Annotated in this window: 10 protein-coding genes; 6 read left to right on the forward strand and 4 right to left on the reverse strand. The window is 69.2% G+C overall.

Annotation, left to right across the window (positions count from 1 at the left end; all coding sequences use genetic code 11):
- Positions 1–11 precede the first annotated feature (11 nt).
- From FLX07_RS17965 to FLX07_RS17975, 3 genes are read left to right on the forward strand one after another with little or no spacing between them, the layout of a single operon-like run.
- Positions 12–602 (forward strand): TetR/AcrR family transcriptional regulator, encoded by a 591-nt coding sequence (locus tag FLX07_RS17965; RefSeq protein WP_167748294.1) that lies wholly within the window; start codon positions 12–14, stop codon positions 600–602.
- Entirely contained in the window at positions 599–1,354 is a 756-nt protein-coding gene (locus FLX07_RS17970; RefSeq protein ID WP_142571964.1) for an ABC transporter ATP-binding protein, read from the forward strand. The genes FLX07_RS17965 and FLX07_RS17970 overlap by 4 nt, the downstream gene beginning before the upstream one ends.
- A complete protein-coding gene (locus FLX07_RS17975) occupies positions 1,339–3,075 on the forward strand; it encodes a hypothetical protein (protein ID WP_142571965.1) in 1,737 nt (578 codons plus the stop codon). Before FLX07_RS17970 ends, FLX07_RS17975 begins: the two co-directional genes overlap by 16 nt.
- A 12-nt stretch (positions 3,076–3,087) precedes the next feature.
- Here FLX07_RS17975 and FLX07_RS17980 read toward each other — a convergent pair whose 3' ends face one another.
- Entirely contained in the window at positions 3,088–3,681 is a 594-nt protein-coding gene (locus FLX07_RS17980; RefSeq protein ID WP_142571966.1) for a TetR/AcrR family transcriptional regulator, read from the reverse strand.
- A 122-nt stretch (positions 3,682–3,803) separates the two neighbouring features.
- Between FLX07_RS17980 and wrbA the strand changes: the two genes are divergently transcribed.
- The gene (gene wrbA / locus FLX07_RS17985) at positions 3,804–4,412 is read left to right on the forward strand and encodes an NAD(P)H:quinone oxidoreductase (RefSeq protein ID WP_142571967.1); all 609 of its coding nucleotides are present in this window, start codon (positions 3,804–3,806) and stop codon (positions 4,410–4,412) included.
- Between the two features lie 370 nt (positions 4,413–4,782).
- Here wrbA and FLX07_RS17990 read toward each other — a convergent pair whose 3' ends face one another.
- Both FLX07_RS17990 and FLX07_RS17995 read right to left on the reverse strand, forming a co-directional pair.
- Positions 4,783–5,478 carry a hypothetical protein gene (locus tag FLX07_RS17990; RefSeq protein ID WP_142571968.1) on the reverse strand — a complete coding sequence of 232 codons (696 nt, stop codon included), beginning with the start codon at positions 5,476–5,478 and terminating at the stop codon, positions 4,783–4,785.
- Between the two features lie 79 nt (positions 5,479–5,557).
- Entirely contained in the window at positions 5,558–6,202 is a 645-nt protein-coding gene (locus FLX07_RS17995) for a TetR/AcrR family transcriptional regulator (RefSeq protein ID WP_142571969.1), read from the reverse strand.
- A gap of 76 nt (positions 6,203–6,278) precedes the next feature.
- On the opposite strand from FLX07_RS17995, the gene FLX07_RS18000 reads away from it, so the two are divergent.
- Positions 6,279–7,556: a GH1 family beta-glucosidase gene (locus tag FLX07_RS18000; protein ID WP_142572114.1), complete on the forward strand. Its 1,278-nt coding sequence runs from the start codon at positions 6,279–6,281 to the stop codon at positions 7,554–7,556.
- On the opposite strand, the gene FLX07_RS18005 is transcribed toward FLX07_RS18000, so the two are convergent.
- A complete protein-coding gene (locus FLX07_RS18005) occupies positions 7,538–8,446 on the reverse strand; it encodes a coiled-coil domain-containing protein (RefSeq protein WP_142571970.1) in 909 nt (302 codons plus the stop codon). The genes FLX07_RS18000 and FLX07_RS18005 overlap by 19 nt on opposite strands.
- Positions 8,447–8,658: 212 nt before the next feature.
- On the opposite strand from FLX07_RS18005, the gene FLX07_RS18010 reads away from it, so the two are divergent.
- The gene (locus FLX07_RS18010) at positions 8,659–11,721 is read left to right on the forward strand and encodes a M14 family metallopeptidase (RefSeq protein WP_142571971.1); all 3,063 of its coding nucleotides are present in this window, start codon (positions 8,659–8,661) and stop codon (positions 11,719–11,721) included.
- The last annotated feature ends 16 nt before the right edge of the window (positions 11,722–11,737 follow it).

Raw genomic sequence — 11,737 nt, forward strand, 5'->3', positions numbered from 1 at the left:
GGATCCTGAACGTGGCATCAGGAGGACGGACGTTCACGGAGGACGCCCGGAGAGCGCAGATCATCGACTGCACCATCAGGGCCCTCGCGACGCTCGGCTACCGGCAGGCGTCGATGGCGAAAGTCGCTCAACTCGCGAGGATCACCCCTGGGCTCATCTCGTACCACTTCGGCAGCAAGGACGAACTGATCGCTGCTGTCGTCGCCTACGTGGTGAAGCTCGCCACCGACCTGATGGTGCCGCGCATCACAGCGCAGAAGACCGCCTCCGAGGCGCTACGCGTGTACTTCGAGACGAACCTCGAGTTCATGCGCCTGCACCGCGAACCCCTTCTGGCCCTCGTGGAGATCATCACCCACGACCGCCACGGCCCGTACGCCACGCAACAGGAAACCGCGCTCACCGACATCGAGAAGGTGCTGGCCTGGGGACAGCACACCGGTGAGTTCCGGGATTTCCCACTACGGCCGATGGCGATCGCGATTCGCGGCGCCGTCGACGCCGTGCCCGGTCACCTGCTGAACGACCCCGACCTCGACCTCCGCGGCCTGGCCGTCGAGCTGTCCACCGTCTTTTCTCTCGCCACTAGGAGAGCACCATGACGCCAGCGCTGGAGATCAGCGGGCTGACCAAGCGATTCGGCGACAAGCTCGCCGTCGACACCATCGACCTCAGCGTCCCCCCGGGCTCCTTCTTCGGGCTTGTCGGCCAGAACGGCGCCGGCAAGACCACCACCCTGTCCATGGCCGTCGGCCTGCTGCGGCCCGACGGCGGCAGCGCCAGGATCTTCGGCGAGGACGTCTGGTCCGCCCCCGAGCGGGCCAAGGCCATGGTCGGGGTGCTGCCCGACGGGCTGGCCATGCCCGAGCGGCTGACGGGGCTCGAGGTGCTCACCTATCTGGGCCTGCTGCGGGGGCTCGACAAGGAGGTGGTGGCGCGACGGGCCGAGGACCTGCTGGCCGTGCTGGAGCTGGACGGCGCGGAAAAGACGCTGGTCATCGAGTACTCGACCGGCATGCGTAAGAAGATCGGGCTGGCCACCGCACTGCTGCACGCGCCGCGGCTGCTGGTGCTGGACGAGCCGTTCGAAGCGGTCGACCCGGTGTCGGCCGCCACGATCAAGACGATCCTGCGCGGCTTCGTCGCGGGCGGCGGCTCGATCGTGCTGTCCAGCCACGTCATGGCTCTGGTCGAGCAGCTGTGCGACCGCGTCGCGGTGATCGACCGGGGCACGGTGGCCGCCGCCGGCACGCTGGACGAGGTGCGTGGCGCGAGCTCCCTGGAGGAGACCTTCGTCGAGCTCGTCGGCGAGCGGGACAACGGAATCAAGGAGTTATCGTGGCTGTCGCGCTGACCACGCTCACCATGGCCCGGATGAAGGTCGCGATGCTGCGCCACGCCTTCCGTGGCACCCGGGCGCAGACCGCGGGCACGGGCGCGGTGCTCGGCGCACTGCTCGCGGCGGGCACGATCTATCTGGCCTTCACCGATCCGGACCTGCTGGCAGCCGGGTACGCGGTCTGGCTGCTGGGCTGGATACTCGGCCCGATCTTCATGGGCGGCGGCGACGAGACGCTGCGTCCGGAGTACTTCTCGCTGCTGGGCCTGTCACCGCGCCGGCTGGCGGCCGGGCTGCTGGTCTCGGCCTTCGTCGGCGTGGCGCCGCTGGTGAGCCTGACCGCCCTGCTCGGGCTGCTGGTCGCGGGCGTCAGGCTCGGCGTCGCCAACGCCCTGGTGGCGGTGCCGGCGACGGCGCTGCAGCTGGCTGTCTTCGTGCTGCTGTCGAAGGTCTCCGTGGCGGTGGTCGGGCTGGCGCTGCGCACCCGGCCGGGAGCGATCGTCTCCGGCCTGCTCAACGGCGCGATACTGGCGGCGCTCGGCCAGATCTGGGTCTTCTTCATGCTCTTCGGCCAGACCGGTGTGCCCGCCGTGGTCTGGTACCTGCCCTCCGGGTGGGGCCTGCTGGCCGTCCAGGGCGAGTGGTGGGCGCTTGGAGCGCTGGCCCTCCTGGCGCTGCTGCTCCTGGGCGCGTGGGCCGCGCTGCTCAGCAGGCGTGCGGGCGCCGCGCGACCCTCCACCCGGGGCAGACGCCCGATGCGGGCGGCGACCGCCAACGGCGCGATCGTCGCCAAGGAGCTGCGCACCTGGTCGCGCGACCTGGTGCGCAACCACCAGCTGACCTTCGCGTTGTCGTACGGCGTCTGCTTCGCGGCCAGCCCGCTGGTCCTCGGCTGGGACGGCATGCTGCCGTACGCGGGTCCGATCTTCATCGTGATGGCCGCGGCCATGACCTCCAACCTGTACGGCACCGACGGCACCGCGCTGTGGCTGACGCTGATGACACCGAGCGCGAGCGACGTGCGCGGCAGGCAGCTGGCCTGGCTGTCGGCACACGCGCCGGTGGCCATCGTGCTGACCGTGGCGTTCACCGCGGTCACCGGTGGGCCGTGGCCCCTGATCCTGGCGCTGCTGCCCGCCCTGCTGGGCGGCGCGACCGGGCTGGTGCCGCTGGTCTCGGCGTACGGGCTGGTGCCCGGCACCGACCCGCATCGCCGCGCGGGCAACCCGCTGCGCACCAGCGAGGACGACGGCGGCCTGACCGGGCTGGCCTATCTGATGCTGGCGCTGGTGCTCCTGACGGCCGTGCCGGCAGGCCTGGTGGCGATCTGGTACGGCTGGGCCGGCGTGGCCGTCGGCGTCGTGACCGGCGTGTTGTGTCACTGGGGCTTAGGCCTGCTCGCCGAGCGGCGACTGCGGTCGCAGGGCCCGGAACTGCTGGACGTGATGCGGTCCGGCCGCAAGCCGCAGGCGACGATGAAGTTCCGCTTCGAGGAGCTGTCCAAGACGCACAAGACGATCGCCTGGTTGTGCTTCGGCTTCGGCGCCATCCCGCTGGTCCCCCAGGGCATCATCGCCGCCGTCTTCGTGACGAACGGCATGCTGCGCCACACGTGGTTCCTGGCCACGTACATGCCGTCCGGGCTGCGCTATCCGGTCGCGGCGGCCTTCGTCGCGCTCGGGCTGGCCATGTACGGCACGGGCGTCTGGGTCGTCAAACCACGGTCATCTCGATGAGGCGGCCGGCCGTCACGAGAACCCGAGCAGGCTGTCGATGCCAGCCTTGACCTGGTCCCCTGTCAGTCCACATCCGACGGTGAGGTGCGTGAACAGGCTCGGCACGAACGGCGCGAGCAGCAGATGGGCCAGGACCGTGGGGTCCGATTCGGGTCTCATCTCGCGCATCAGCACGGACACATGCGTATGCATGGCGAGGTAGGCGCCGCTCTGATAGCGGGCTCCCGGTGAGGCGGACTCCGCCGCTCTCATGATTTCGCCCTGCTCGATGATCCGGTCGGCGACCACGTGGAGGAAGGCACGCAGCCGATCGGCGGGCGGAGCGCCGGGGCCAAGGGGTGGTGGGCCGGTCATGAAGGCTTCCTGGAAGCGCTGCTCACCATCGTCGAGCACCGCCAGCAGAAGGCGGCTCACGTCACCGAACCGGCGATAGACGGTGCCGACGCCCATGCCCGCGGCGTGTGCCACGGCGTTCATGGTGACGGCTTCGGGGCCCTGCTCCGCGATCAGGCGGGCCGTCGCGTCGAGGATCCTGCGCCGGTTCCGGGCGGCGTCCGCGCGCTCCGGCAGAACCTGTCCGGTGACGGGAAGCTCGCTGCGGGCCATGGTCCAGAGGCTACCGGACCGGAGATCCGGTTCCGGTTTGCAAACCGGATTGTTATCCGATTTACTGCCAACGAACCGGATAGCTATCCGGTTGATCGTCGTCGTTCGGAGGAGACGTCATCATGAGTGCCAAGATCGCTGTCATCTACTACTCGGCCACCGGCAACGTCCACCAGCTCGCCAAGGCGGTCGCCGAGGGCGCGGAGAAGGCCGGCGCCGAGGTCCGGCTGCGCCGGGTCGCCGAACTGGCGCCGGACTCCGCCATCGACGCCAACCCGGCCTGGCGCGAACACGTCGAGGCCACCAAGGACGTCGAGGTCGCCACGCTGGACGATCTGGTCTGGGCGGACGCCTACGCCTTCGGCTCGCCGACCCGTTACGGCAACATCGCCTCACAGCTCAAGCAGTTCATCGACACCACGGGCGGCATCTGGCAGCAGGGCGTCATGGCCAACAAGCCCGCCACCGGGTTCGCCAGCGCCCACAACGCCAACGGCGGCAACGAGTCGACGATCCTCGCTCTCTACAACACCTTCCACCACTGGGGTTCCATCATCGTCTCGCCCGGTTACACCAACCCGGTGGTGTACCCCGCGGGCGGCAACCCGTACGGCACCGCCCACCCGGGCGGCGCGGGCGCCCCGTCCGAGGACACTCTCGCGGCCGCCCGCTACCAGGGCGAGCGCCTGACGGACATCACGACCCGCCTCCTGACCGGCCGGCCTGCCTGAACGGCGGCATGCCGCACGTGCTGACGGTGACCTGCACAGGCTCCGAGGAATAGGCCGCTCCCTCCGTTCGCGATCACGTCGCTGTCTCGAACGGCACCACGCGAGCGGCCTCTTCCTGCGTCTCGGGGCAGACGGCGCCGTCGTCCCGGGGCGTCCGTGCCGCTCCCGCGTCCGCGCCGCGAGCGACAGGATCCTGTCCGACCTACGCCAGGCACTGGCCCGCACACCGCCAGAGGTGACAGAGGAAGAGGCCAAGACGATCAGAGTCAGATACGGCCTGCTCTGACGACATCCACTGGCCATCCCGCTCAACCCGACAGTGACCCCGCCGGCGATCGCAGGACCTGCGGCTTGCCGCTTCAGTGCAGAGTCATGCTCTGCTGCTCGCGGATGCGAGCGTGAGGAGTTCGCGTAGCTCGCCGACGGCGGGCCGCTCCTGCCGGTCACGTGGTGCGGCGTGCAAGACCATACGCCCGGTCTCGATGACGTGGTGGCTGCGGTATTCGGGGGCGAGCCGGTCGATCAATGTCGCCGCCTGGCGCATGCCCTGGTCGACGCCGCCCTGAGCGACCGTGCACAGCGCCTCGTGCAGGCGGACGTTCGCGTCGTACTGGTCGTCGTGGGTTGATCGGAGAAGGTCGTCGCGTGCCCGGTCCGCCTCGGGCTCATTACCCGACCCGGCATGCACCCAGCTCTCCGCGAAATGGATCCGGTTGGGCTTGCAGAAGCCGAAGGAGTCCGCCGCCACACCCGCCGAGGCCAGTCGCAGCAGGTCGTCCAGCGCCGTACGCGCCTCGTCGTGCCGGCCGAGCACGGCAAGGGCCTTGGCCCGGGTGGTCTGGAGGTCCACGGTCGGCCCTCCGGCGATGCGCTCGGCGCTCTCGACGAGGCCGAGCACGGTCTGCGGGTCGCGCTGGCCGTACAGGCCGTGACCGGCCTCCTCGCCGCGCACCAGCAACCGCAGTCGAAGATCTCCCGAGGCGACGCACCGGGATCCACCGGATTCGGCCTGCGCGACATGCCCCTCCCAATTGGCGATATTGGCTCCGCTGTTCGGCCAGCTCAAAACCCTTAAACGACCTCTGATGCCGCCTCAGTATGAAGGGGAAACGGCACTTCAGCCCCGAACATTCGGGGTCATGAAGTTAGCGCAGGTGATCTGAAAGATAGCGGCGCACGAGGCGTTTGCATTCGGCGATGAGATCGGGGTCGCCGCCGGGGTGCGCACGGAAGGCCAGCTTGAGCACGGCGTCGGCGGCCTCGACCGCGACGACGAAGGCGCGGGACAGCCCCTCGCCGGGCGCGACGCCGAGCAGGTCCACGATCAGGGAGCGCAGGCGGTCGGCGACGACCACGTTGTTCTCCAGCGCCTCGTCGAGCATCCGCTGGGTGCCGGGCAGGGCGGGGCCGCCGGGAGTGGCGAGCACCTCGCCGAAGTCCACCACGCCGAAGCCGGGTGTGCTCCGTTTCATGCGCACGAACTCGTCGACGACCAGGTCCACGACGCCGGTCCAGTCCGACAGCGGCTCGGCGGCCAGCCGGGAGGTGATCCGGTCCAGGTACGCCTCCAGGTTCCGCAGCGCGAGCGCGCGGACCAGGCTCTGCTTGTCGGTGAAGAACTGGTAGAAGGTCCCGATCGGCACCTCGGCCCGGCGGGCGACCTCCTTGGTGGTCAGGGCGGCGTATCCCACTTCGTCGAGCAGCAGGGCGCACTCGTCCAGCATGCGCTCGACCCGCTCCTGGCTGCGGCGCTGGGAGGGTTGTCGGCGGAGTGCTCCCCCTGTTGTCATTCCGCTATTGTCTCCCGCTTTTCATACATCCGAGTTAACATGAGTTCTCCTCATATTAGCGGAGAGAGGCGGCATGATGTTCCTCTGGGGAACGGCCACCGCGTCGTACCAGATCGAAGGAGCGGTCACCGAGGACGGCAGAGGGCCCTCGGTCTGGGACACCTTCTCCCACACTCCCGGCCGGGTTCGCGACGGGCACACGGGCGACGTCGCCTGCGACCACTACCACCGCTACCCCGAGGACGTCGCGCTGATGGCCGGCCTGGGCGTCAACGCCTACCGCTTCTCCATCGCCTGGCCCCGGGTGATGCCCACCGGCGCCGGCCCCGTCAACCAGGCCGGGCTCGACTTCTACGACCGTCTCGTCGACGCGCTGTGCGAGCGCGGCATCGCTCCCGTGCCGACGCTGTTCCACTGGGACCTGCCGCAGGCGCTGGAGGACGAGGGCGGCTGGCTGAGCCGTGGCACCTCCCGCCGTTTCGCCGACTACGCCGCCGTCGTGGCCGAGCGACTGGCCGACCGCGTACGCATGTGGATCACGCTCAACGAGCCGTTCGTCCACATGGTGGAGGGATACGGCCTGGGCATACACGCCCCGGGCAGGGCGCTCATGTTCGACGCCCTGCCGGTGGCCCACCACCAGATGCTCGGACACGGCCTGGCCACGCAGGCGCTGCGCGCGGCCGGGGTGGAGCAGGTGCTGATCACCAACAACTGCACGCCGGTCTGGCCCGCCTCCGACTCGCCAGAGGACCTGGCCGCCGCCGAGACGTACGACATCCTGCACAACCGGCTGTTCAACGACCCGGTCCTCACCGGCGCCTACCCCGATCTGTCGGCGTTCGGCGTAGAGATCCCGGTGAGACCCGGTGACCTGGAGACGATCGCCCAGCCCCTCGACGGGCTGGGGATCAACTACTACAACCCCACGCGAATCGGCAGTCCCCGGGACGGCCTGCCGTTCCGGTTCGAAGAGATCTCCGGCGTTCCCACCACGGCGTTCGGCTGGCCCGTCGTCCCCGACGGCCTGCGCGAGCTGCTCGACTCCCTCAAGGCGCGGTACGGCGACGCGCTGCCGCCCGTCTACATCACCGAGAACGGCTGCTCCTACGACGGTCTGGACGACCAGGAGCGGATCGCCTACCTCGACGGCCACATCCGGGCGATGCGGCAGGCGGACGTGGACCTGCGGGGTTACTTCGTCTGGTCACTGCTGGACAACTTCGAGTGGGCCGAGGGCTACCACCAGCGGTTCGGCCTGGTCCACGTCGACTTCGAGACCCAGCGGCGCACCCCGAAGGCGTCCTACCACTGGCTGCGGAAGTTCCTGGAGGCTCAGAGCACCGACACGTGAACGTGGTCGTAGTGGTTGGCCGTGATGCCGCCGCGGTCGGACATCATCCGCCAACCGGCACGCGTACGCATGTCGTAGTAGCGCTGCTGCCAGATGATGTACATGATCCCGTACTCGCTCGCGTGCTGGATGCACCACTGCGCGAGGGCGTCGCCGCGCTCCTTGGCCACGGCGTCGGGCATGCGGCCGCCGCTGCTCATCATGAAGTCGCAGGCCCGGCCTTTGCCGTGCTCCCCCGGGTCGCCGGCCCGCAGGCAGCCCACGCTGAAGGGCATCGGGAACTGCGACATGATCACGTTACGTACGGTGACCAGGCGTTGCGTCAGGCCGCTGCCGGCGTCGGGGGTCTGGAAGCCGTACTTGGCCATCAGCCGCTCGACCTCTCCGCGCCTCGACTTGAGCTCCTTGATGTGGGCCTGCAGCTTGTCGATCTCGTCGGAGGCCGCGGCGGCCGCCTTCTTCTGCTTGACGACGAGACCCTTGACGCTGTTGAGCCGCTCGGTCCTGGCGTTGCCCAGATAGGCCAGCGTCGCCAGCGAGCTCGGGTCGGCCGACAGGGAGAAGAGCCGGGAGGCGTCCGCGCCCCCGCTCATGTACGAGGTCTGGGCGAACGCGGCCACCTGCCGCTGGGCCGCGACCAGGTCGCCCTTCAGCTTGTTGACCCTGCCGGACGCCTTCTGCACGGCCCTCTTCGCGTCCTCCAGGCTGAGGATCTCGCCGCGGTACTCCTTCTGGAGCGCGGCAGCCTCCTGGGTGAGCTTGCGGAGCTTGGCCTGCTGGTCGGGCTCGGCCTCGGCGGTGAGTGTCCCCGAGACGGCGCCCGAAACAGACGGTGCGACGAGTAGCGCGGTGGTGACCACCGCCAGTCTGGCCCAGCGTCCCGACCGCACGCGACCTCCACTCGGATTCGGCCTGAAACTATAGAAGACGATCTTTACGTCTGCTACCGGAACAGGCGAAACTCTTGGGCTCAAAACGGACAACTGCCGGTTTTTCCGTGCTGTAACCAATTCGAGACTTACGCGACGCCTTACCGCACTTGAACACAATTTGACCCCGACGGAGATTCGGGAGATCGTCACCCCCCACGAAGGGCTCACCGATGTCCCGACGAGAGATCGTCTCGACTCTGGCCGCCGCGGTTCTCGGCGCGGCGCTCCTGCTGCCGGTATCCCCGGCGCAGGCCGGCCAGGGCGACTCGCTCCCCCCAGCGGACCAAGCCGACCTCTACCAGCTCGACAGCGCGCCCGGCACCTCCAGCACGCTGACCCAGAAGGGCTTCGACGTCGTCCAGCGGCACCTCGCGGGCGACAAGGAGCACGTCGAACTGACGGCGACCCCCGCCGAGCTCAAGAAGCTCCAGATCCTCGGCTACCGCCCGCAGCCCGTGCGCAACCCGCAGGGCCAGACGCAGTCGCAGGCCGCGAAGGCGCAGGCGGCCGGCGGATACACCGTCTGGAAGTCCTACTCGGAGAAGGGCGGGATCGCCGACCAGCTGCGATCCATCGCGGACGCCAACAAGGACATCGCGAAGCTGGAGACGATCGGCAAGACCCTCCAGGGGAGGGACATCCTCGCGCTGAAGCTGACGAAGCTGGCCCGGGTACTGCCCGACGGCGTCAAGCCGTCGGTGCTCTACTCGGCCACCCAGCACGCCCGTGAGTGGATCGCGGCCGAGGTCGACATGCGGCTGCTGAAGTATCTGGTGGCCAACAAGGGCAAATCCGACGTCGGCCGGTTGCTGACCACCACCGAGGTGTGGTTCGTGCCGGTCGCCAACCCCGACGGCTACGACTTCACCTTCACCGAGGGCAACCGGCTCTGGCGCAAGAACCTCCGCGACAACGACGGCGACGGCCAGATCACGGGCAACGACGGCGTCGACCTCAACCGCAACTTCCCCACCCGCTGGGGATACGACGAGGAGGGCTCCTCCGGCGTCTTCAGCAGTGAGACCTACCGCGGCGCCGGCGCGGTGTCCGAGCCCGAGACCCGGGCCATGGACGGCCTGCTCAAGCGGCTGCGTTTCAAGGCGCAGGTCAACTACCACTCCTTCGGCCCGCTGCTGCTCTATCCGGAGGGCTGGCAGGTCGCGACGAAGACCGCGGACGATCCCGTCTACCTGGCGCTGACCGGCACGGACGAGAACCCGGCCGTCCCCGGCTTCGACCCGGGGGTCGGCGCCGAGCTCTACACCACCAACGGTGAGACCACCGACCACGCGCACAAGGCGTACGGCACGCTCGCCTGGACGCCGGAGCTGGAGGAGGGCTGCGACGGCTGCGGCTTCGTCTTCCCCGACGACGAGGCGCTGGTGCAGGCCGAGTTCGAGAAACAGCTTCCCTTCGCGCTCGACGTCCTCAAGTCGGCGCCGAACCCGAGCGAGCCGGTCAGCCACCTCGGCGCCACCGTGCCCGACTTCGTGGTGGACGCGTTCGACGTCAGCTACGGCACCGACCAGGTCGTGCAGGTGAACGCCAAGCGCAAGCTCGGGCCCGTGTTCCTCGAATACCAGATCAACGGCGGCCGCACCAAGATCGCCCCGACCTCCGAATGGAAGGGCGGAGAGCGGTACGGCGACGGCTACGACACCTACTTCCACCAGCTCAGGGGCACGGTCAAGGGCGCGAAACCCGGCGACACCGTGAAGGTGTGGTTCCGCTCGGTCACCAAGAAGAGCGAGGAGTTCACCTACAAGGTCGCCACGGACGTCGGCGGCAAGGTCCTGATCGTCGCGGCGGAGGACGTCACGGGCATCAGCCCGGCCCAGGGCGTCACGGAGGCGAAGTACGCCGACGACTACGCCAAGGCGCTCAAGGAGGCCGGCTACTCCTCCGACGTGTACGACGTGGACAGGAACGGCCGCAAGGCGCCCCACCCGCTCGGGGTCCTCAGCCACTACAAGGCCGTGGTCTGGGAGACCGGCGACGACATCATCCCCCGTGCGTCCGGGCAGCCCGGCGGCAGCGCCGCCAACCTGGCCGAGTCACTGGAGCTGGCGTTCCGCGACTACCTCAACGAGGGCGGCAAGCTGCTCGCCACCGGAAAGTACGCGCTGTACGGCCAGAACACGAACGGCTCCTACTGGTACGAGCCGGACTACCCGGCGCAACCCGAATGCACGACCCTGAGCAAGCCACCGTGCCTCTCGCTGAGCAACGACTTCGTGCAGTACTACCTGGGCGCCTACACCTACGTGGAGGGCGGCGGCCAGGACGCCGGCGGGAACACGCTGCCGCTGCGGGGCGCCGGCGGCGCCTTCGCCGGTTTCACCGGCACGCTCAACGGCGGCGACTCGCCCGGCAACCAGGACCGCACCGCCTCGTTCGTCACGACCTCCTCGGTCCTGCCGGCCGACCGGTTCCCGCAGTTCGCCGCCTCGGCCCCGCTCAAGTGGCAGTACGACACGGGATCGCCGTTCAGTCCGCACACCGGCTCCTGGGACGTGCAGAGCGGTCAGGCGGACGTGTCCTACAAGCGCCTGACGAGGACGATCGACCTCACCGGCAAGACCAGTGGCGAGCTGTCGTTCTGGACGTCGTACAACACCGAGCCGAACTGGGACTTCCTGACCGTCGAGGCGCACACGGCGGGCCAGGACGACTGGACGACGCTGCCCGACGCCAACGGGCACACCTCGCAGGAGGCGGGCGACAGCTGCGCCAGCGGCTGGGTGGACATCCATCCGTTCACCGCCCACTACCAGACGTACGACGGCGCGTCGTCCTGCACCGCCACCGGCACGACCGGCGCGTGGCACGCGGCCTCCGGCTCGTCGAACGGCTGGCAGCAGTGGTCGGCGGACCTGACGGCGTACGCCGGCAAGAAGGTCGAGGTGTCGATCTCCTACATCAGCGACTGGGGCACCCAGGGCCTCGGCGTGTGGCTGGACGACGTGACCGTCAGGGCCGACGGCGCGACCGTCGCGGAGACCTCGTTCGAGGACGACCTGGGCGGCTGGACCGTCGCCGGGCCGCCGCCCGGGTCCTGGGTCGCGCTGAACGACTGGGTGCGCAGCGACCGCGCGCTCGACGACGGCGCGGGCATCACCACGAAGGACACGGTCTACTTCGGCTTCGGCGCGGAGGGCGCGACGACTCAGGCCATGCGGACGGACCTGATCCGCCGGGCGATGACCCACCTGCTCGGACGAGCGCGTCCGTAGAACCCGGGGTCCGGCC

The organism is Microbispora bryophytorum (genome assembly GCF_006874465.1).
Classification (GTDB): Bacteria; Actinomycetota; Actinomycetes; order Streptosporangiales; family Streptosporangiaceae; genus Microbispora; species Microbispora bryophytorum.